Annotated in this window: 16 protein-coding genes; 13 read left to right on the forward strand and 3 right to left on the reverse strand. The window is 52.4% G+C overall.

Annotated features, from left to right (window positions below; translation table 11 throughout):
* Window positions 1-65: 65 nt before the first annotated feature.
* Together TX23_RS28850 and TX23_RS27520 are read left to right on the forward strand one after the other, a co-directional pair.
* Window positions 66-194, forward strand: a complete 129-nt coding sequence (locus TX23_RS28850) for a hypothetical protein (protein WP_277953085.1) — start codon at window positions 66-68, stop codon at window positions 192-194.
* Window positions 195-1,093: 899 nt separating this feature from the next.
* Complete coding sequence (locus TX23_RS27520) at window positions 1,094-2,101, forward strand: fimbrial protein (RefSeq protein ID WP_157243935.1); 1,008 nt, start codon at window positions 1,094-1,096, stop codon at window positions 2,099-2,101.
* A gap of 457 nt (window positions 2,102-2,558) precedes the next feature.
* On the opposite strand, the gene TX23_RS22240 is transcribed toward TX23_RS27520, so the two are convergent.
* A complete protein-coding gene (locus tag TX23_RS22240; RefSeq protein WP_057704043.1) occupies window positions 2,559-3,314 on the reverse strand; it encodes a hypothetical protein in 756 nt (251 codons plus the stop codon).
* A 1,284-nt stretch (window positions 3,315-4,598) separates the two neighbouring features.
* On the opposite strand from TX23_RS22240, the gene TX23_RS22245 reads away from it, so the two are divergent.
* From TX23_RS22245 to TX23_RS22265, 5 genes are all read left to right on the forward strand, one after another.
* Complete coding sequence (locus TX23_RS22245) at window positions 4,599-5,522, forward strand: ABC transporter ATP-binding protein (RefSeq protein WP_057704044.1); 924 nt, start codon at window positions 4,599-4,601, stop codon at window positions 5,520-5,522.
* Window positions 5,519-6,253, forward strand: coding sequence for a heme exporter protein CcmB (locus TX23_RS22250; RefSeq protein ID WP_005787291.1), 735 nt, complete (start codon window positions 5,519-5,521; stop codon window positions 6,251-6,253). The genes TX23_RS22245 and TX23_RS22250 overlap by 4 nt, the downstream gene beginning before the upstream one ends.
* A 4-nt stretch (window positions 6,254-6,257) precedes the next feature.
* Window positions 6,258-8,093 (forward strand): Gldg family protein, encoded by a 1,836-nt coding sequence (locus tag TX23_RS22255; RefSeq protein ID WP_057704045.1) that lies wholly within the window; start codon window positions 6,258-6,260, stop codon window positions 8,091-8,093.
* A gap of 16 nt (window positions 8,094-8,109) precedes the next feature.
* On the forward strand, window positions 8,110-9,123 hold the full coding sequence (locus TX23_RS22260; RefSeq protein ID WP_082629685.1) for a fimbrial protein: 1,014 nt from the start codon (window positions 8,110-8,112) through the stop codon (window positions 9,121-9,123).
* Between the two features lie 145 nt (window positions 9,124-9,268).
* Window positions 9,269-10,018: an SDR family NAD(P)-dependent oxidoreductase gene (locus tag TX23_RS22265; protein WP_053150306.1), complete on the forward strand. Its 750-nt coding sequence runs from the start codon at window positions 9,269-9,271 to the stop codon at window positions 10,016-10,018.
* On the opposite strand, the gene TX23_RS22270 is transcribed toward TX23_RS22265, so the two are convergent.
* Entirely contained in the window at window positions 10,015-10,935 is a 921-nt protein-coding gene (locus TX23_RS22270; protein ID WP_053150309.1) for an AraC family transcriptional regulator, read from the reverse strand. The genes TX23_RS22265 and TX23_RS22270 overlap by 4 nt on opposite strands.
* An 86-nt stretch (window positions 10,936-11,021) precedes the next feature.
* Between TX23_RS22270 and TX23_RS22275 the strand changes: the two genes are divergently transcribed.
* The 6 genes from TX23_RS22275 (at window position 11,022) to TX23_RS22300 (ending at window position 18,996) form a co-directional block, all read left to right on the forward strand.
* On the forward strand, window positions 11,022-12,497 hold the full coding sequence (locus tag TX23_RS22275; RefSeq protein ID WP_057704047.1) for an aldehyde dehydrogenase family protein: 1,476 nt from the start codon (window positions 11,022-11,024) through the stop codon (window positions 12,495-12,497).
* A 511-nt stretch (window positions 12,498-13,008) separates the two neighbouring features.
* Window positions 13,009-13,596 (forward strand): fimbrial protein, encoded by a 588-nt coding sequence (locus tag TX23_RS22280; protein ID WP_057704048.1) that lies wholly within the window; start codon window positions 13,009-13,011, stop codon window positions 13,594-13,596.
* A gap of 57 nt (window positions 13,597-13,653) precedes the next feature.
* Window positions 13,654-14,373 carry a fimbrial biogenesis chaperone gene (locus TX23_RS22285; RefSeq protein ID WP_057704159.1) on the forward strand — a complete coding sequence of 240 codons (720 nt, stop codon included), beginning with the start codon at window positions 13,654-13,656 and terminating at the stop codon, window positions 14,371-14,373.
* A gap of 99 nt (window positions 14,374-14,472) precedes the next feature.
* The gene (locus TX23_RS22290) at window positions 14,473-16,935 is read left to right on the forward strand and encodes a fimbria/pilus outer membrane usher protein (protein ID WP_082629686.1); all 2,463 of its coding nucleotides are present in this window, start codon (window positions 14,473-14,475) and stop codon (window positions 16,933-16,935) included.
* Window positions 16,936-17,235: 300 nt separating this feature from the next.
* Window positions 17,236-18,219, forward strand: a complete 984-nt coding sequence (locus tag TX23_RS22295) for a fimbrial protein (RefSeq protein ID WP_057704050.1) — start codon at window positions 17,236-17,238, stop codon at window positions 18,217-18,219.
* 147 nt (window positions 18,220-18,366) lie between these two features.
* Window positions 18,367-18,996 carry a response regulator transcription factor gene (locus TX23_RS22300; protein ID WP_005787308.1) on the forward strand — a complete coding sequence of 210 codons (630 nt, stop codon included), beginning with the start codon at window positions 18,367-18,369 and terminating at the stop codon, window positions 18,994-18,996.
* Between the two features lie 11 nt (window positions 18,997-19,007).
* Here the strand turns inward: TX23_RS22300 and TX23_RS22305 are convergent, their stop codons facing one another.
* Window positions 19,008-22,640 (reverse strand): transporter substrate-binding domain-containing protein, encoded by a 3,633-nt coding sequence (locus TX23_RS22305; protein ID WP_082629687.1) that lies wholly within the window; start codon window positions 22,638-22,640, stop codon window positions 19,008-19,010.
* Window positions 22,641-22,709: the final 69 nt, after the last annotated feature.

Here is a 22,709-nt window from a genome sequence, read left to right on the forward strand (position 1 = left end):
TGACATTTTTCAGGTGTTTTTTTGTTAGCCGGCCTCAGCGTAGGTCGCGTTAAGGCGGCCCAGATTTGAACGACTGGCAGCCACTGGAGAGCAAGCAGTTCGCCTTCATCGGCCTCAAACCCGACGACGTTCCTGTTGTGGTCGACGGTGATGGAAAGGATGCAACGATTCGGGTATTGACGGTTGCCCAATAGTTGGTGTGCACCATCACATTGCCTGATGGATAAGGCCGATCACGTCGCAGCATGAACAATTCGATTCAGGCCTCGGAGCACTTGGAGGTGTGCCTACCGTTGCTGAGTCAGGATCTTCCCGGTATTCGTACGGCTCACACGTTTGTGGCGAAGCAACTGCACGACAGCGTGCAATTCCTGCTGCCCAACTGTGCCAAGTTAGTTGGCATGAGCGAGCTACGCCAGGCGCATGTCGACATGGTTCGCCTGCCGTATCCAGTGGTAGCCCTTGACGCCCTTGGCTCTGGCCGGATGGTGCTGGTGGTGAAAAGGTGGGAGGTATCCGCTCATCCAAGCGCTTGGTCCTGTGCTTGACCATGTACCCGGAAATCGCCAATTGGCTGCCGTATACCCGAGGTTTCCTGCAGGAAGAGCGCGGCGGGGTGATCATAACCCCGCTGTACTGGGAGGATCGTACCGGGCTATGGAATCTGCCCATGGGCAGTACCTTCGTGCCTCATGACAACGGAGTTAGTGACTATTCTCCTGGAGAGGCATGCCTGACCAAGCCGTCGCTGACTGAACCCTAAGTCCTGTCCGACACCCGTGATGAAGTATCAACGCTGTTGCAAACCTGCGTAATACTCAACTGCGTCAATGTCACCACGGCAGAGATCGCCGCACCGAAGTTGATCAATCGCAAGCGCCAGGGCAACGGACTGCCGCCGACTCAGTCCGAAAAAAGACTTAACGTCGTGTCCGGGATCAGTTGAGCATAGGCTGCCAGCCGCTTTTTTTGCCCGTAGGATTTTTCTGTGATGGGGTTGGGATTTGTCGACGTGATTTTGTGAGTAGTCTGCTGGGGTGCTCTTTAGCGATTGGGTAATATATGTTATTAACAAACTAAGAAGGATTGTTCAGTGCGAGTGTTCTATTGTTTTGTAATGGCATTTTTAATGCATCCTATAATGCATGCTCAAGCAATGGGCGAATTTACACCTTCGAAAAACAATATACAGCTGCCAACCTTTTTGAGTATTCCAGGTAGTCTTGCAATTGGCAGTGTTATTTGGTCTTCTGCTCCAGTTTTTACACGGTTGGGCGGAGCAGTCGTTGAGCCAAATATTTGGCTTACTGCGCAGTCGTTTAGAGTATCTGGGTTTGAAGATGTGTTTCAAACGAATGTCCCAGGTATAGGGGTAAGGTACAATGTATATTATACCTCAAGGGATAACCCTGGTGGCGTAAAACTGAAACCAACACCCATTGATGGTTATAGTCCCTACCCTATAAAAAATTGGGTGACTGGTGACAGCTATCAGCAAAAGTTCTCAATTGAGTTAGTTAAAGTAGGATCCATTAGCGCCACGTCTGCTATTAAAGTCCCTGGTCTTTGGATGTCGTTGTGTTACGACATGGGAGGTGCTTGTGGTGGTCGGTTCGAACTGACAATCAGTGGTGCTTCGTCGATCAAGGTCGGACCAAGTTGTAAGGTCTCCACGCCCGTAATTGCTGTGCAATTGGGGAAAGTATCTTTGAGTTCTTTTGCTCGCCTCGGAGATACATCAAGCCCAAGCTATTTTTCTATATCATTGTCCTGCACGGGCGGGGATGTAGGTGTGTCAATATATCCCTACATCACTTTGACTGATGTTGTTTCACCTGGAAATATTACCGATATATTGTCGTTAAGTCCTCGCTCAACTGCAAGCGGGATAGGTATACAGATTTTTCACGGTGATGATCTCCTAAAGTTTGGGCCTGACTCTTCTGCTCCGGACAATGTTAATCGATGGAAAGCCGGTGAAATCAAACGTGGTGAAGCGCTATTTCAAATTCCATTACGCGCGCGTTACGTTCGCACTGGTAATCCCTTACGACCTGGTAGTGCCAATGGGCAAGCTACTTTTACATTCAGCTGGCGCTGAATATCTACCTCGTGGAAAAATCCCATTTCTATCGTGCCCACTGATGCGTTTGAACCACGGTTCAGCTTTACGTACTTCTCAGTGTCGAGCGTTCTGAAGCAAAAAATCCTTATTTTTTGATATCTATACTGAGCGCAATGCATTCAAGGCCGCAACCAGCTTGCATTTGCATATCGGCGATCAGGGCTATAGTCATATCGAAGCCGCCGTTCACTCGAGGTTGGTTTCGGAATTATGATGAATAATAAACTGACCAAGCAGTTGATTTGATATGACGGAGCAGGGTCTGCGATGAAGCAGGTAGGTGAGAGTGCGGAAATACCTTTAAGTACGCACTGTATTCGATTGAGCAGTAAGGATGTGTTGAGGGCAGGCGCCGCTAATTGGGCAGCGGAGTTCCCGCTTACATGTCGTTGATGCCTGCCTCTCATTATATCTTCAGTGGAGTGTGTGAGACTCAAGCACCCATCAGTCCATTAAGCTGCTTCTCGCCTTCCTGTAGTAACTTAATAATGGTCAGAAGATCATCTTCACGTTTTTGCACAGCGGATTCCCGCTGCATCAATAGCTGATCCCACTCTTCCAATTGTCGTTGACGGTCCTCCAATTGAACATACTTGCTCAGTAGCGTTTCTTTATGATTTGTGACGCTGGCGATCAGTGATTTGATGTTCGCCTCTATTTTGTCTGACGTTGTTTTTTCGCCGAGCTTTACCAAGGGGGCATCTATCGAACCGCTCATCCCGTATGTTGTCACGGGCACGGCGTTTACAGGGGCCTGCAACGGCACCGGCGGGTCACTTGCCTCAGCCTGTGGGTTGTATTGCATAAGGCTCAGGAGCCAGGCGTCGCTGACCCTCAAGCTGTAATGCGTATTTATTGCGCTGCATTGAATGTCTGTGTCGTTAAGGTCCAGTAAGGTATAGCTATCGTCGGTCTGCTTTGGTTCTGTCGTGCAAGCGTCCCGGAAAATAACCTTGAGTATTTGGGTGGCGAGCTTAAGCATTTCGGGTGCGGCATCACACATGCTCAGCTGCAGTTGGTTACCTTCAACAGATGTCAGGTAAATCTTGACCAGGTCATCGTCCGATTTCTCATTGAGGCTGTAAACCAGAAACTTCTGGTTATCTGGGGCTGCGGCGAAAGCACACAGGACGACTGCGTTGAGTACATGTCCGTGGGCATCGGGTACTTCGAGAGTTCTTAGTAACATAGGGGATTCGGCTCCGTAAGGACTAAACTTTCAATGTGGGCGAGCAAACAAGTCAGCTGGCCCTGAAGGCGTTGTCAGATAAAATGCACTTTTCAATGGCAGTTCGATAGGTGTGTGCAGATATTCGACTGTTGTTGGGAAGATGTGGGGTCGATTTGCAAAACAACATAATTTTATCCAGTATTCGTCGCTGTTAAATTGATATGGTCACTTCGGTGAGTGAGTTAGATATTGCTTGTATGACATGCGCTTACCGCCCCGGGTGTGATAGTTGTGCTGGTGCAGATATATCGGGCGATCAATATTTTGGACAGGGTGTTGCCACTCAAGGATATGGTGCCAAAAGTTTGTCTGCTAGTTGTGGCGTTTGAGGGGGTAAATGTTATTGCGTTATTGTTATCTGTTGTTTGCGCTGAGATTCCTGTTACTGTGTTGTAGGGTTGAGTAAGTTTTAAGTTTGGAGTTGTGTTGTCAGGAAAGTTGGTGTCTGTCATCATGTAACTTACTTCGTAATTATCGTAAGTGCCGCCACAGTTTACTGAGTATGCATACCAAAGTGATAGACTACAGGATTAGTGTGTATTGGCCGGACCAGTAGTGTCCTGGCATTTGTCAGCGGCAGATAGTCGCCTGACACGCGAACCTCGCCGATCATACCTATCCCTGGCGTACCCGTACTAAATACATCATATGTAGTGTCATTCAGTAAAGCTCGCTTACCACTGAAGCTCGCGACGGTATCTACATATATTTTAATGTCGGCGCAATAAAGTTGCTCAATTTCTCCCAATGAGCAAGTGATTGCTTGTGAGTTTGAAACTGAATGCCAACTTGACGAAATGAGCTGAGAGTTTTCTCGTTCACCTGTGTAGTTGATGGAGACAGGGAGTGGGACGGTAATGCCCAGCCCTGCGTTCGTATTGTCGCAGCAGAAAGCAAGTGACCGGGTACTTCATAATGATATGAGGCTAATGGTGTAAAGTATTTTAATAGCATAAGGTGCTTTACCTTGCGTGTGAATCGTGTTGGGTGCTGTGAGATGAGGGCGACGCGGATCTAGGTTGAGTGAGATGAATATGTACTACACAGGCTATATAGATCACCTACGCTACGCCGTAAGATAATCCGTACGGGTGGCGGCGATAATTCGACAACTGCCAAGGCGTTTTCGGATTTGCTTTGTGCAATCTTCCGCTGCGTACGAGCGGCGGTTAAGGTGCGTCGCCAAACGAGGCGTACACTTATTAGAGGCGCTTCAATGCCCGCGTAGGTAATTTGACTGTCATGATTGATATCACCCATTTAACCAAGCGGTTTGGAAAAGCCTTTGCTGTAAACGATGTGTCGTTCAAGGCCACCTCGGGTGAGGTGTTGGGGATGCTCGGCCCCAACGGCGCGGGAAAGTCCACCACCCTGCGTATGCTCACCGGGTTCATGTCGCCAACTTCAGGCACCGCCAACCTTTTCGGTTTTGATATACGCCGTCAGACGCGCCACGCTCAACGTCTGATCGGCTACGTTCCTGAAACAGCTGCTTGCTATAACGAAATGTCCGTCGCAAGTTTTTTGGGTTTTATTGCTCAAGTGCGTGGCTTTCGTGGGCGCGAAAAGACGGCGCGGGTCACGGCCATGCTTGAGCAATTCGAGCTGATGGAAGTACGTGGCCAGACCATCGACACCCTATCCAAGGGTTTCCAGCGCCGGGTCGGATTGGCGCAAGCGATTCTGCATGATCCAAAGATACTGATTCTCGATGAGCCCACCGATGGCCTGGACCCGAATCAGAAGTACCGCGTGCGCGAGCAAATCAAGGAGTTGGCCCGCGACAAAATCGTCATCATTTCTACCCACATCCTCGAAGAGGTTACTGCATTGTGCGGCCGCGTGCTGGTCATGGATAAAGGTCGGCTGTTGGTCGACAGCACCCCTCTGGAACTGGAAGGTCGTTCGCGCTATCACCAGGCTGTTACGTTGTACGCCACCCGGCCCCTGGATGTAATGACGCTTGGCATGCTGCCCGGCGTTGCAGGCATAGAGGCGGGGCCTGAACCCTATAGCGTGCGGGTGCTGGCGCGCACGGGAACGGTCATATTACCGGCCATCAATTCTTTGATCCTGAGTCGCAGTTGGGATGTACCGCGCCAGGAAGTCGAGCGAGGCTCACTGGGGGAGGTCTTCCGGCTGCTGACGCGGGAGCAACAACCATGAGGACGTTCTGGCCGGTGTTCAAGCGCGAACTGTGCAGTTATTTCGTCACTCCCGTCGCGTATGTGTTTACCCTCTTGCTACTGCTGCTCAGCGGTATCAGCACGTTTTACCTGGGTGACTTCTACCAGCGTAACCAGGCTGACCTGGCACCGTTCTTCGACTATCTGCCGTGGCTATATGCGTTGCTGCTGCCGGCCCTTGCCATGCGCATGTGGTCTATCGAGCGGCAGAGCGGATCTATCGAGCTGTTGATGTGCCTGGCGGTGGGTACGGCTGAGGCGGTTGTAGCCAAGTTCCTCGCCGCCTGGGTGGTCAGCGGGTTGGCGCTGGCGTTGACGTTTCCACTGGTGATTACAGTCAACTACCTGGGGGCGCCAGACAACGGCGTCATCCTTTGTGGTTATATGGCCAGTTGGCTACTGGCCGGCAGTTGCCTGGCTATTGGCGGGTGCCTGTCGGCACTGACCAAGAACCCACTGATTGCCTTCCTTACTGCAATGGCGTTATGTCTGGCATTCATGGCCTGTGGCTTCCCGGTGGTATTGGATGTCTTGCGTGATTGGTCAAGTTTGCCGTGGCTCGATGGGGTGGCTTCGTTGAGTTTTCTCACACATTTCGAAGGACTATGCCGAGGTGTAATCGACCCGCAGGACGTGCTGTATTTTTTCAGTCAGATCATTGGCTGGCTCGCCGTCACCGTGATTGCGGTTGAATTGAAAAAGGCAGTATGACGCCATGTCATTCAAATCGGTGACGCGCACTTGCTTGCGCCTAATGGTCATTATCGCTGGGTTCGTGGCGGTCAACTTCGAGTTGGCACCACGTTTGGCGTCCATGCGGTTGGACCTTACCGAGCAGCAGCTTTACACCCTGAGCCCGGGGTCGCGTCAGATCATTCAGGCCGTGTTGGAACCCACCGACCTGTACTTCTACTTTTCCAGCCAGGCCGCCAGGGACCTTACGGTCATGCGCAGTTACGCGGTGCGCATCCAGGCACTGCTGCGTGAATATGAACGTGTGTCAAATGGTCGACTACGGGTGCACATGATTGACCCTGCGCCGTTTTCAGCAGACGAAGCCCGAGCAGTCGAACTTGGCCTGCAACCTGCCCCTATCGGCAAGGCGGGTGCTGCGGTTTTCTTTGGGTTGGCCATCGTTGACGCCCAGGCGCACCACGCCAGCATTGGGTTCTTTGCGCTTGAACAACAAACGTTCCTTGAGTACGACATCAGCCGCACATTGCAGAAGTTGAATCGGCCTGCGCGGCCCGTGATTGGGCTGATGTCTTCGTTGCCATTGGCAGGTGGCTTCGATGTGCAGTCGGGGCGAACCCGGCAGCCGTGGCGCATTATGCAGGAGATCAACAATGCGTTTGAAGTGCGCGAATTGGCGTCCGATGTCGACACCATCGACAGTGCACTCAATGTCCTGATGCTCGTGCATCCCAAACGGTTGCCTGTGACGACACTGCGCGCTATTGACCAGTTTGTGCTGCGTGGTGGGCGTTTGCTGGTGTTCGTCGACCCTTATAGCGAGCAGGATCGTGGCGATTACTATTTTGGGATACCCAGCAAAGACAAGTCTTCTGACCTCGCGCTTTTGTTCAAGGCGTGGGGCATCAAGCTTCTACCCGATAGCGTGTTAGGCGACAGCCGCTACGGTCAGTTTGTGGCATTGGCACAAGACGCAGAGCCGGTCTGGCAAGTGACTGCCCTGGGGTTGTCACCCTCTGCGATGAATGAACAGGATGTGATTACTGCTGGTATTGGCAGCCTTAACCTGACCACCGCCGGTATCTTGAGCGCCTTGCCGGGTGCAACAACTACTCTGACACCGCTGCTGCACAGTTCGGAGCAGGCTATGCCCTACAAGACAGCGCTTCTGAATCATCTGGAAAAGCCCGATGAGTTGTCCAAGAGCTTCAAGGCTACAGGCGAGCGTTACCTGATCGCGGTACGCCTTCAAGGGGCGGCACGCTCGGCTTTCCTGGACTCTCCCGGAGCGCTTACCGAGGCGCAGAATATCAACGTTGTGGTGGTGGCGGATACAGACGTATTGAGCGACAACCTGTGGGCGGATGTGCAGCAGCAAGGGGGCCGTTCGGTCACGGTGCCATGGGCTGACAATGCGGTGTTGGTGCTCAATGCGCTGGACAGCCTGTCCGGATCGGATGCCTTGATCAGCTTACGCTCGCGGGGGCATTACAGCCGAACGTTCACTGTGGTCGAACAGTTGCAGCAGCAAGCCCGCGAGCGTTATCGCGACATGAGAAGCGAGCTGCAAGATAAGCTCGATCTGGTTGAAAAGCGTCTCGCTGCGTTGGCCGCTGAACAGGGACGGGATATGCCTCGGACGGCAGAGCAGCAAGCGACTTTTGATCAGTTCAGCAATGAAAAAGATGCGTTAGACAAGAAAATGCGTCAGGTCGCGAGCCATCTCAACTTTCAGATCGAGCAGTTGGGTGTGCGTATGAGATGGCTCAATCTTGTATCTGTCCCCTTGGTAATTACTTGTTTGTTGTTGTGTGTGGCCTTCTTAAGAAAGCGAGCGCAACGCCAGCGCAATATTTAATAAAGGCACTAAGTATATGTGGGGTTTTCGCAGGTGCAGAAGAAGTTTCTGGATTGTTGTTGTTGGTCTACTGATTGCATTGCCGGGCTCTGCATTGGCAGGTTGTGTAATCAGCGGAAATAAAATCTATCCAAAAATTACGGATGTACCATACGACAGTGGGGGTGTGATATCTAGTGTTTGGCATACGGGTACCATGATGCTCAAGTGTGTTGAAATGTACAATGGTACCTATACTAACCAAATGAGTGCGGTTGGTGCCGTTGCCGGCACTTCAGTGGTGTTTGAAGGGGTTAGTTACAAGCTCTATAAAACGAATCTTATTGATGTTTTCTATTTTGGTACTTTTGCAGTAGATAATGGAGCAGAGCAGCAGTTCGGTTCGGCTCCCTACGTAAGTTCCAAAGTAACGGGTCCCGGTTCCGGGACCTCAGCATTTGATCTGAAAGCTTTAGTTAAAATAAGGTTTTATAGCTCCAGCAAGAGCCTTTCTTCCGGTGTGCGCAATATAGATCTTTTAGATCTTGTTCGAGGTGATATTAACTATTCGACGCCCGGCGTCTATTCTGGTAAATGGATTATGCAAAGTGAAGGCTTTTCGTTTGTGGCAAAAGGTACGTCGTGTGTACTGACAACGCCCGCCATCGTCAAGTTGAAACAGGTAAGCATCGTTTCTATTCCTGCGATAGGTTCAACGGTAGAAGGGGGGGCATTCACCTTAAGTTTAGCCTGCAATGCTAGCGCCCCCTCATTCAAGGTCAGTTACGCGATGACTGACGTTTATAACCCAGCGAATACATCTACTGTCTTAACCCTGGCTGATGAACCTTTGAAGGCGAATGGCATAGCGTTGCAATTGTCGGACGAAGGCCGGGCCGTTATTTTTTCTCCGCCGGTGAAATCTTCAATGGGTAGTTTGACGCATGGAGCTCTCAGTAAGGCGATGAGCGTTCAGTACATTCGAACGGAAAAAGTCGCCACGCCCGGAAAAATAACCGCGGCGGTCAGTGTGACTTTTACGTACGACTAGTCAGTGGCTCGCGTCAATTATCAATGTGCGGTTTGTCAGCTGGACGATCAAAGAGCTTTTCTGGAGCATTGGCTATTAACCGGTTCCCCACATCCTCTTAAGCTGGATTCACTGAGTTTCAGCCAGCAACAGAAAGGAAGTGAACATGAAAAGGTTGCACAAGAAAGTCGCGCTGGTGACCGGCGCCTCCAAGGGCATTGGCGCGGCCATTGCCAAGCAATTGGCCCAGGATGGCGCCACTGTCATCGTTAATTACGCCAACAGCCGCGAGGACGCTGACCGGGTGGTTGAACATATCCTGCAAACCGGCGCGAGGGCACATGCAGTGCAGGCCGATGTGTCGAACAGGGCCGACCTCAAGGCGCTGTTCAAGACCATTGTGCATGAGCATGGTCACCTCGATATTTTGGTCAATAATGCCGGCGTTTACTCGACCAGCGCGTTGGCCGACATCACCGAGGCGGAGTTTCATCGCCAGTTCAACCTCAATGTCCTGGGTCTGATCCAGTGCACCCAGGCAGCCGTTGAAGTGTTCAACCCTAAGGGTGGCAGCATCGTTAATATCAGCTCCAGCGTCACCTCGTTCACACCGGCCAACTCGGCGGTATACACCGCCTCCAAGGCGGCTGTGGACGCCATCACCCGTACCCTGGCCAATGAACTAGGCCCCAAAAATATCCGTGTCAACTCAGTAAACCCAGGGTTGGTTGTCACCGAAGGCGTACATGCCAGCGGTTTTTTCGAAGACGCGTTCCGCGAAAAAATAGAAGCCATCACGCCGCTGGGGCGCATCGGTCAGCCAGAGGATATTGCACCCGCCGTCGCCTTCCTGGCGTCGTCGGATGCAGGCTGGATCACCGGTGAAACCCTGATAATCGGCGGCGGGCTGCACTAAACCTGGGCGGCATGCTCGCGCACATAGTGGCGGGGCGACTGCAACATGACGCGCTTGAATGCCGTGCTGAATGCGCTTTCGGACTCATAACCCAATGAGAACGCAATGGTGGACACCGAGTCATCGGAGTTCTTCAACCGATCACTGGCCAGCAACATGCGCCAGTACGTCAGGTACTCCATGGGGGCTGCGCCGACCACCTGCTTGAAGCGCAACGCGAACGCCGAGCGCGACATGGTTGCCAGTTGCGCCAGTTCCTGGACGCTCCAGCGATGGGCTGGGTCGGCGTGCATCGCGCTCAAGGCAACACTGAGGTTGCGGTCGGCCAAACCGTAAAACCACCCGATGCCGCTGCTTTCCAGGGTCGCCAAGTGAGTGCGCAAAACTTCGACCAGCATCAGGTGCGCCAAGTGTTCGTTCATCAGCGAGCGGCCTGGGCGCTTCTGCTGCAACTCCGAGGTGAAGCGCTCCAGCGCCCAGCGCAGGACCGAGGCCTGCGGTTCATTGCCTTGTACGTGAACCAGCGAGGGCAGGCCGCTGAGTAGCAATTGAGTAGGGACACCGGTGAAGTCAAAGCGGCCACCGACCAACTGAGTTTCATCGCCGCCGTAATGCAGGGCCAGTTCGTCCGCCGCAAGGGTTTGAAAGTGACCGTCGGAATTCATCACCGGCTGGGACATATCACTGTAGAGCGAAAAAGGCATACCTCTGGTCATCAGAAAGCAATCGCCCTGATGCAGTTGCTGCGGTTGCTGTTCGCCATCCACTTGCAGCCAGCAACTGCCCTTGACCACCGCCGTGAACTTGATGCCTTCGCGTTCAGGAAAGGTGAAGGCCCAATCACCGCCCAAGGACAGCGTGGCGGAATGGTAATTACGGATTCTCAACAATGAAAGGACGTCGGACAGAGGATCCATGCAGCACCTGATTGGACGAAAAATAAAGTAATTGCAATTTTATATCAGGGTTCATCCAGATTTCACCTTTAAATATGAGGTTCTCCATGCACATCCATTTTGATACGTCTTATGGTCCACTGATCAACGGGGTGTTTGAAACTGACGATAAGTCGCGCTCGTTTGCCGCGGTCGATCCCGCCACGGGCAGGCACTTGGCCTATATCCGCTATTGCGATGCCACGGACGTCGACCGCGCCGTCAATGCGGCGCATGCAGCGTTTCCAGCCTGGCGTGCCCTGGGCCAGCAGATGCGCGCACGTCTGGTAAATCTGCTGGCGGACGAGATAGAAGAGCACAGTGAACGCCTGGCCATGATCGATGCCCATGACGTGGGTCGTTGCATTAGCGAAGTACGCAAGGACTACCTTACCGCCGTTCGGCACTATCGCTATTTCGCCTCAGTGATCATGGCTCATGAAGACACTGCTCGGGAAATCGACGGTGGTTACGCCATCGCCAAACGTGAACCCTTGGGTGTGTGCGGGCAGATCATTCCCTGGAACGCGCCGGCGATTATGGCTGCGTTCAAGCTCGCTCCGGCATTGGTAGCCGGCAATACTGTTGTTTTGAAGCCCGATGAAAACGCTTCTTTATCGACGCTTGAGTTAGGCAAGCTGATTAACAAAATCTTTCCTGCCGGGGTGGTGAATATGGTCACCGGGTTGGGGGAGGTCGTCGGTGCGGCGTTGAGCGAGCATCCTCTGGTCAGGAAGCTGTCATTTACTGGCAGTACGCAAGTCGGTCGCACTGTGGCCGGTGTGGCCGCCCGGCGTCTGGTGCCCGCGACACTCGAACTGGGGGGCAAGAGCGCCAATATTGTGTTCCCCGATATCGACGACATTGATGCGGTGGTCGATAACGCCACCTTCGCTGCTATTCATAACAACGGACAGTCGTGCCTGGCCGGCACCCGCTTGTTCGTGCATGCCGCGATTTTTGAAGTGTTCAAGCAAAAACTGATTGCCGCATTCAATCGTGTGAAAGTGGGGTCTCCGCTGTCTGAAGAGTCGCGGGTCAGTTGCCTGGTCAACGCGCAACAAGGTGAGCGTGTGTTGAGCTACATCACTATGGGCTTGGAGGAGGGCGCCGAGCTGCTCGCGGGGGGCGGTCGCGCAGTCGTATCAGGTAGTGAACACGGTTACTTCATCCAGCCAACCTTGTTACTAACGCATAATGACATGAGCATCTGCCAGGAAGAGATTTTTGGCCCGGTACTCTCGCTGATCGTGTGGGATGATTATGAAGCGATGATCGCCCAGGCCAATGACACCGAATACGGTTTGGCGTCCGGAATCTATACCAGCAACCTGCAGCACGCTATGGAAACCGCAGCAAGGTTGGAGGCGGGATCGGTGTGGATCAATCGTTACTCGAACATTACCGATGGCACCGCCTTTGGCGGCTATAAAAATAGTGGTATTGGCCGAGAGTTCTGTCGGGAGACCCTGAATGCCTACACGCAGATCAAAACTGTGACGGTACAAGCAAGGTTGCCGAATGTATGGTTCGCCGAAAGATAAAAACAGGCAATTCATTTGGGTAGTTGATTTTTTTGCGCCCACCAACACCTTGCGCATGTTGAGTGCTTTAGAATCGATAAAAACATGCAAGGTTAAAATGTAGAAGTTTAGGTTGGCGTTGCCTCACAGAGGCACGCCAATTTTTTTGTCTCGGTGCGGTCGAGTTTCTTGTCCACTGATGATGTGACTCACTTCATGCCTGAATGTGAATCGTGTTAGAAATATCAATAATCCCTCTCGGTGTGTGATTGATTTTCCGCTATCGGATTTCCCGTCCGAATATATTTCATCATATTTTATATGCTCTAATTCATCATGTTTTGTTGGGGTTGATGTCGGCTGAGAAAAATTATCTATGCCTTGTAGGAATAGTCCTACATTGTCTGAGGATCTATCCTTGGTCTGTGTGGATCGCTGCGGTTGGCTGCTTCTGTGAGATGGGTAGAATTCGGGAACTCTTAAGCAGAGTGAACTTATCTATTTGTTTTTGCCAACCTAGAGGTACACAGTCGTGTCTATTCCATTCAAACTAATTCTCGCGTCGTCCATCGTTGGGCTTTTCGCTACATCTGCAATGGCTGCTGACGGTACTATCAATTTTACCGGCGAAGTGACGGCGGCTTCTTGCGGTATCAGTGCCGGTGCCGGTACCGGTGTCACGGGTACCACCCAGAAAGTTATTGATGTAAAAATGGGTAAGGTGAGCATCGACTCGTTGAAAAATAGCCAGGCCGGAATCGTTGCGGGCTCGGCGATCAATCTCAATCTTGATTGTGGCAATACCGCTGCTGGCTTGACCACAGTTAAGGTGAAATTTGACCCGAATTCGGGTAGCGGCGTAGATATTAAAAATAACAATTTGCTGAAAACTACGGGCACTGCTACTGGCGTGGGGATCGGTTTGTATGACGCCAGCAATACCCTGATTAATTTGGCCGGTAACGGTTCGTTTGACTCCCCTTTGATCAAGGCCGGTACCGATCCAGATATTAAATACTCCGCTAACTTGAACTTGCGTGCTTCTTATGTCGCCAACGGTGACGTAGTCGTGCCGGGTACGGCCAATGGCAACCTGCCGTTTACGCTGACCTACGAGTAAGTCGTTTGTTGGAGAAGCACGTAAGTGCTTCTCCAGCTTCTGCACAGGCAAAATATAATGAAGCTGCTATCCAAATGTTTTTTGGCGGGATGTGTGTTGCTGTTCAGTGGTGTTTCAAGTGCGGGTATTACATTGGGTGGTACACGTGTTGTTTATCAGGAGAAGCTTAAAGAAACCTCAATCATGGTCAAGAATGATGGTGATAAAGACATCATGGTTCAGTCATGGATAGAGCCAGCGGCCAATGTTTCGGAACAAGCTGTGCCTTTCGCTTTAACCCCTGCACTTAGTCGTCTCGGGGCCAGTAAACAACAAAGTTTGCGCATTTTTTATGCGGGCAAAGGCTTGCCAGCGGATAAAGAGTCTGTGTTCTGGCTAAACGTACAAGAAATACCGCAAAAATCAGAATCGGATAATACGTTACAGATCGCCATTCGCCAACGTATCAAGATTTTCTACCGTCCTACAGGCCTTATAGGTTCGGAGGAGGAGTCCGCCAAGCAACTGAAGTGGCAGCTGATTCATGAGTCCGGAAAGGCGTGGCTTGTCGCAAGTAATACATCGCCATTTTATATCTCATTTGGAGAGGTTTATTTAAAGCAGTCAGGCAAGCGCTATACGGTTCAAGCAGAAATGATCAGCCCTGGCGCAACGTTAAAATTCCCGGTTGATTCGGGAGGCATATTGGCCTCCAAAGAGCGGTTTAGCGTTGAGTATAAAGCCATTAACGATTATGGGGCACCAATAGCTTATGTGGGTGAAGGGGATGCTGGTTAATCTTTCAGGTTTTTCTGTTCGGTTGCCGCTTAAGAGTAAACGTTGATAGTTGTGAGGCATAATCTTATGTGGGTGTTTCGATCAGGGAGTCGGCGCACGATGACGCTGCTCGGGAGTCTTGGGTCGACGGGGTTTTTTGCCCTCGGCGCCTCGGTTCCCTCGGTTGCGTCTGCGGTCGAATTCAATAGTGCATTTCTGAGTAAGCAGGGTGCGCCGGTTGAGTTGAAGTATTTCGAGCAGGGAAGTTCGGTTGCCCCTGGTCACTACAATGTCGATATTTATCTAAACCAGCAACTCATCCTGCGCCAGCGTATTGAGTTTGCTACCAATGGTAAAGACAATGAGGTCAAGCCGCTCATACCTCTCTCGGTGCTCAAGGCAGTGGGCGTCAACGTCGTTCGCCTGGAGCAGGAAAAGCTGATTGCCGCGAAGGCAGATGATAAAACATTGATTGACGTAGAGTCGCTTGCGCCTGGTGCGGGTGTGGAGTTCGACGTCACGGCACTGGCTTTGCAGATCAGCATGCCTCAAGCGTATATCCAGCGCCAGTCTCGTGGGTATGTTGATCCGTCATTATGGGATGACGGTATTACTGCGTTCTACTCAAATTACCAGACCAATTTCAGCCGCAATATCAACCAGGGCTACAATAGCGATTACCGCTATGTCGGTCTGCGCAACGGCTTGAATATTGGCGCATGGCGCCTGCGCAATGAGTCGTCGATTTCAGGTTCTACGGGGGTACGTGACAAATTCACCAGCAACCGTACTTATGTAGAGCGCGACATTCGCAGCCTTAAAGGTAAGCTCGCGGCGGGGGAGTTGTACAGCCAGGGTGAAATCTTTGACAGCGTGAGATTCAAAGGCGCGCAGCTATCCTCGGAATTGGGCATGTTGACCGATGATGAGGTGGGCTTTGCTCCGGTGGTGCGAGGTATTGCGGAAACGAATGCGACGGTTGAAATCAGCCAGAACAACTACGTCATCTATTCGGCCACTGTCCCTGCGGGCGCTTTCGAGATCAGCGATATCTACCCCAGTGGGTCCAACGGTGACCTGAGCATCAAGATCATTGAGGCTGATGGGCGCGAGCGCCAATACTCCCAGGCCTATTCTTATCTCCCGGTCATGACCCGTCGTGGAAACACGCGCTACAGTCTGGCGGCTGGTGAGTATTCCAATGAAGGTCAAGCCGCGCCTAAGTTTACCCAGGGTACCTTGGTGTACGGGGTGACGGATAATTTCACTGGCTACGGTGGCCTGATAGCGGCCCAGGCGTATAAGGCATTAAACTTGGGGGTGGGGGTTAACTCTCCGTGGGGTGGATTATCCTTTGACGTCACCAACAGCAGTTCGCAAGAGCGTTCCGGGCGTAAAAACGTAGGTCAAAGTGCGCGATTCCTTTATTCCAAGACGCTTAGCCAGACCGATACCACCTTTACGATGGTCGGTTATCGCTACTCCACTGAGTCCTATCGCACCTTCAGTCAACATGTTGAAGAACAAGAGCACGTCGCTACACCTTATTATGGCCGACAGAAAAGTCGCTTTGATGTGAACGTCAACCAATCTCTGGACGGACGTGGCTCATTGTTTTTGAGCCTCGGCGAAACCAGTTATTGGAACAGGCAAGGCAGTACCCGGCGCTGGCAGTTCGGCTACAACGGTAACTATTCGGATATCAGCTACAGCTTTGCGGTCTCCCGTACCGAAGGGCAGGCTGGGAGTCAAGGTGCCGATAATCAGATGACGGCATCGTTCAGCATTCCGTTTGGCGACACTCGCCGCTCGCAGCGCCTGTACACCAGCGTTACCACCTCAAACCAGGGTGAGTCTGCGATTCAGACAGGATTGTCCGGTAACTTGAATGATGAAAACACTCTAAATTATTCAGCGCAAGGCAGCCACAGTAAAATCAGTGGCAGCTCTGCCAGTTTCGGTGTCAACTGGGATACGCCGACTGCAAAAGTCAGCGGTAACTATGGGCAGGGACGTGATAACAAGCATTTGGATGTCGGCGCATCAGGTTCGGTTGTCGTTCACAGCGGTGGTGTCACGTTGGGGCAGCCCGTGGGTGAAACATTTGCCTTGGTCGAAATACCTGATACCAAAGGTATCGGTATTGATTCATCCAATGCGGTAAGAACCGATAGCAAGGGTTATGCGGTTGTGCCTTATGCGCAGCCCTATCGTTATAACTGGATTAATTTGGATACCAGTACGATGGGCAGCAGTATCGAAGTGGCGGAAAGTTCGAAGAAAGTAGTGCCGACTCGCGGCGCAGTTGTTAAAACTCACTTTGAGGTCGAGTCAGGGCGTAGACTTCAATTTAACTTAACGGACGGCAAAGGTGCGCATTTACCATTTGGCGCGCAGGCATATGACGATGAAGGGAAGGTTCTTGGGTTGGTGGATAACGCTTCGAAACTACTTGTTTTTGGTTTAAAGGATGTGGGCACATTCAAAGTTAAATGGGGTAGTCTGGCGTGTGAAGTTAAATATGATCTGCCGCCGGTTAATAAAGAGTTGATGTACGAGCAGTACAGCGGTGTGTGTTTGTAGTTCGGCGAGATAAGCTGGTATTTTTATATGGAAAACATATGGGATAGAATATCAATGTTCTTTTGGTATTGGATTTAGGGAGGTAGGTGTCAATACGTATTGACAATGCGCCAAATGACGACTGGGCACTCGGCAAATTTAGGAGTGTCTACTTTATTCATAAGGCGTTAGATTGTAGTTCGGTCTGTTCATGCAGGGTTTAGTTAAGGCGCTTTTTGTAAGTAATATTTACAGTTTAAGCGATTTTTAGTGAAGGAGGCAGCGCGCAATTCGACGATTCATTATGTTGGGATTAAATAAATGAAATTTCTCAAAGCTATTATTGTATTGCTGGCCGCATATGCTCCACTCGTAGTGGCGGCTGGGTGTGTGCAAGAGTCGGGATTTAGCCTCGCTCCATGGATCCCAGCTATAGCCAATAACACGGGAGGCATGTTGTCGAAATCATGGCACACTGCAGAGCTTCAAGTTAGCTGCAATGGCATGAGCGGTTCTTATCTCTTGAGAAATGAGATAACGCCAGCGGGCAACGATTCCGGCAAGACGCAGTTGTTCGAGGGCGTTTCTTACAAGCTATACACGACGAGCGAGCGTGATGTTTTTTATTTTGGCGGTGTGGCAGGGCCTGACGGAGTTCTTCGCCCGTTTGGTACATCATACTCCCACGCTATATACCCCCCCGTGATTACCGAATTCAAGCTTCCTGCTACTGTGAGAATCAAGTTCTACTCCCCGTCAAAATCGATGACGCCTGGTGTGTACACAATTAATAGCGCTGGGTTAGTCAAAGGTAAGATTACCTCTGTGGGGTTCGTTGCCGAATCAGGCATGAATCTTTCGGCCTTCTCATTTATTGTGAATGGTCCTTCATGCACACTGGCAATTCCTGCTGAGTTAAAGCTGAAATCAGTAAATCTCTCGGCAATTCCTATGCCAGGGGATAGCAACGAGGCTGCCAGCTTTCAACTAGGGTTAACCTGTGCCGGTAGTACACCCGCTTATCAGGTCAGCTATTCGATGAGCGATGTTAACGATTCAGCCAACCAGTCCTCGACGCTCACATTAGCTGATGCGGCGAAAAAGGCCTCGGGTGTCTCATTACAGGTGGTCGATGGTATGACGCCCGTTAAGTTCGGTTCTACGTCGATACGCCTGTTCGGAAGCATGCCAAATGGCGGTGGCATGATAAGCAAAGCCATGAACGTTCGCTATATACGAACCTCAACCGTGGCGCGCCCGGGTTCAGTGAGGGCAGGTGTGACAGTTACGTTGTCCTACAAATAATGCTTGTTCTTGGGTATACTTTATTTTTTCCCTAAATAGTTCAAGTTGAGCCAGAAGGCTTTCCTTGCGCTTGTGCGTATAATCCTTTGATTTGCTCTGCATGCAAGGCATTATCTATGAATATATTACCTCAGGAATAACCAGACCATGGGCAACATAGTCATCGTCGACGACCACCCCCTGATGCGCATGGCTGTGCGCGTGATGCTCGAGCAAGAAGGCCACTCGATTGTCGCCGAAGTCGACAACGGCGTGGACGCGGTGGAAATTATCCGAAAATTGCTTCCAGATCTGATCGTTCTTGACCTGAGTATTCCGAAAATGGATGGCCTCTCCGTCATCGCGCACTTGAAGGCTATCGGCATTTCCACCCGTGTGTTGATCCTCACCTCTGGTGACACTCGCAACTTCGCCATGCGCTCGTTACAAGCCGGTGCGGCAGGTTTTGTCTGCAAAGATGACAATCTGGACGAACTGATAGGCGCGGTGAAGGCGGTGCTGTCGGGTTACAGCTATTTTCCGGCCAACACCATCCACCAGTTACGCGACAATACCCAGGCCGCCAGCGAGGAAAGCCAGCTGATTGCGCAACTGTCCGATCGTGAGATCACCGTGTTGAAACTGCTGGCGCGGGGTATGGGCAACCAGGCCATTGCCGATGAGTTGATGATCAACCACAAGACGGTGAGCACATACAAAATCCGCCTGCAACGCAAGCTGAGTGTGGAAAACCTGATTGCCCTGGGCGAGTTGGCCAAGCGCAATGGCTTGGCGTAGTCGCTCACAGCCTAGGGCTCGAGCATGTTTTGAATGCGCCGTAACTCCTTCTTCACCTGCCTGACCTGCGCCGGTACGTCCTCGGCGCCGGTTCGGCAGCCATGCTCCAGTTCCTTGCACAACCCAAGCAGATAGTCATTGCGCATTAATGCTGCGCTACCCCTCAAACGGTGAGCCAGCTCGGCAATGCCGGCGAGGTCCCGTGTCTCACTGAAGTCACGCAACTGTTCGATATCCTGTTGATTGCTGCGCATCAATTCAGCTTGCAGTTGTTGAATGATTGCCGGGTTGCCACCGGTAATCGGCTGGAGCAGATTCATGTCGAATTCAGGCCCATGCAGCGTCGGTCTGGCGCCTTTATAGGCCGGCTTATCCGCTGGCTCCAGTGATGCCAGGCGCTGTTCGAGGATGGCCAGGCTGATGGGTTTGATCAGACAGTCGCCCATGCCAGCATTAAGACAGCGGTCCATTTCTTCCTGCTGGGCGTCGGCTGTCAGCCCCAGAATCGTCAATGCACTGGCGTTGCGTTGCTGTTCTTCCTTGCGGATCGCCAGTGTCAGTTCTACTCCGTCCATGACCGGCATGTGGTAATCCGTGATAAGCCAGTCAACCGGAAAGGCACGCCAGGCCTCCAACGCCTCCAGCCCATTGCTGGCTTCAATCACCTTGCAGCCCAGGTACTCCAGCTGCGCGCGCAGCATTTGACGGTTCAAGGTATTGTCGTCTGCGATCAGCACTCGCATGGCCCAGCTCGGAGTAGCCTCGGAGGACGCGGGCAATGGCAGTTCTTCTTCAGGCAGCGGTTCCAGAAGCTTGAGCTTGAGCGTTACATTGACCGTAGTGCCTTGCCCCGGCGTGCTGGTAAGTTCCAGGCGGCCACCCATCATCTCGCACAGCGACCGCGACACAACCAACCCGAGGCCGCTGCCGCCATGGACCGAGAGGTCCGACTGAGTCACTTGCGCAAAGGGGCGAAACAGCGTCTGCCGGTCTGCCTCACTGATGCCTATGCCGGTATCCTGAACTTGCAGATGCATGTTGAGTGTCTGCCCGTTCAACACGCGGCATACCAAGCGGATGACGATACGGCCGCGCTCAGTGAACTTGATCGCATTGCTCACCAAATTCGACAGTACTTGCTTGAAGCGCAGAGGGTCGATAGAGACGTCCAGGGTGGTACCGGCGTCGATTTCCAGAATCAGGTCCAGTTTCTTCTTTCTCGCCAGCCCTTCGAATACCCGCGCCACCATCTCCACCAGATTCTTGAGGTTGGCCCGGCGTGGTGAGAAGCTCAAGTGCCCGGATTCAATGCGTACGATATCCAGCGTATTGCCCAACAGCTCAAGCAGGTTCTTGGCGGCCGTGTAGGCCACGTCGATGTTCACCCGATCCAGTACGCCATGATCAGCGCGTTTGAGCGCTAACTCTAATGTGCCAATCACCGCGCTCATGGGCGTGCGGATTTCGTGGCTCATGGTCGCAAGAAATTGGGTTTTGGCGCGGCTGGCCTCGTCAGCCTGGGTTTTAGCCTGCTGCAGTTGCTCAATCAGTTGATGATGTTGCGAGATGTCCTGCCAGCCGCAGATCACTCCGGCGATCGTGCCATTAGAGTCACGAAACGGCTGAATCCAATGCTCGATGAAGTGGGGTTGTCCCTCGATGGTGATCTGCAGTTGCTGTTCGATGGCGTTGCCATCCTCCATCGCTTGCAGATAACTCTGGTGAAGCGAGGGCGCAAGTTCGATATCACCGTGGTTCGTTTGCAACGCGGTTTTACCCAGCACCTCGGATTGGCAGAGCTTCATGACATGTTCATAGCTGCGGCTGCATGACAGCAGGCGTCCTTCGCGGTCGCGTACATATACCGGCACGGGCATGGCATGGTTCAAGGTTTGCAGAAACTCCAACTGATCATTAAGGGCTTTTTCAGCGGTGACTCGGCGCCGTATCTGACGGCGTAATTGCACGATTCGAATGATCGAAACCAGCAGCACCAGCAATGCGCAGCAAATGATCTGCAGGATTACCAATTTGTAGTCACGCCAGTTCTGGCCACTCATGGCCGCATTGGCACGCCAGCGAATGGTGATTGCATTAAGCTCGTCAGGTGGGATGCTCAGCAGGGCTTTATCCATGATCGACTGCAGCTCGGTTTCGCCTCGGCGCATGGCGAAGTTGGCGGTGGCCGCCTGGCCGTCAACCACACCGGCCACGCGCAGTTCTTTTTCATAGAGGCGCGCGGTGTAGTAACGAGCCATGGACAAGGTCATCAACACAGCGTCGGCGTCGCCATTAACCACCATGCGCATGGCCTCCAGGTTGTTTGCCGGGGTGATCAACTTCACCGTGGGAAAGCCTTTGCGAATGCTGTCGATCAGCACATGCCCCTGGACAATGGCCAGGCGCTTGCCGGCCAAAGCATTGAGACTCGAACGCTCTCGGCCCGATTCAGCCGTCGGCGCGACCAGCGCAAACGAGCTGGTTGCGAATGGATGGCTGAAACGGATATGGTTCAAGCGCTCCGGGCTGGCCGTCAACACGGCTAAATCAGTATCGCCGTCACGTAAAGCGTCCTGAATGCCTTCAAAACTCGAGGCGCGTTGAATCTCGAACTTGAGCCCGGTGCGTTGGGTGATGATCTCGAACAAATCGGATATAACACCGTTGAAGCGGCCCTTGGCGTCAAAAAAAGCCGAGGGTGCCATGTCATCGTTGATCATGAAGCGCGCCACTGGGTGCTGGGCCAGCCAGCGTTTTTCCTGGGCGGTGAGGTGTACATTATCGTCCGGCATCACCGTGCCGCCACCGGTCCAGCGCTTGATCAGGTAGCTCATGCGCAGTTGGCCAAAGGTGGTCAGTGAAGCATTGAGAATGCGTAGCAGGCGTTGATCTTCCTGCTTGAGCAGAAACCCATAGCCGCCTGAGTCGATTTTCACAAACTGGATAAATTTGAGATAGCTGAAAAAGCTATGGTTGACCAGGTAGTGGGTGCTGACCGAGTCGCCCAGAAACACGTCGACGTTTTGGAATGCTACGGCGGCTAAAGCTTGCGCGGTGGTGCCGTAGGTAAAAAACTGCGCGTGGGGATAGCGTTCGGTCAGTAGTGCGTATGGCAGGTAATCTTTGGAGACCGCTACGGTAAGCCCTTTGAGATTTGGGGGGACTGCAATGTCGCTGTCCTGGCGTTGATAGAGTACGGGGGCATTGACGCTGTACGGAAGCGTCACCACCGTGTCAGAAGAGTCGCGGTCATAGTCGCTGGATCGGCTGATCAAATCGATTTCGCCAGCTCGCAAGGCGGCCATCGCTTGCCCACGGTCAGCAAACCCGATGACTTTGAGATCCAGGCCCAGTTGTTGCTTGAGCATTGTCACCACGTCAGCGCTGATGCCCTCGTAATCACCGTTGCCGTAGACCATGTCGAAGGGCAGGGTGAACGGTGCGACCACGCCCAGGGTCAGGGCACGCCGTTGGCGCAACCAGGCCCAGTCTGCTTCCGGTAATTGCAGCTTTTGTGGTTCCTGACTCACTTGGCTAAGCAAGTGAAGGGGCTGTTGCGGCATGGGTATCGTTGCGGCACCGCCGTACGATACAGCCGGCAGCAGTACGGTGAAGAAAGCCACGAAGGCTTTGAGCGTGGACATGAAAACGTATACCTGACTGCAAAATGCCAAGTACGCCGCGCTGGCCGGCTCAAGGTCGACCACGGACGT

This window comes from Pseudomonas paralactis (assembly GCF_001439735.1).
Lineage (GTDB): Bacteria > Pseudomonadota > Gammaproteobacteria > Pseudomonadales > Pseudomonadaceae > Aquipseudomonas > Aquipseudomonas paralactis.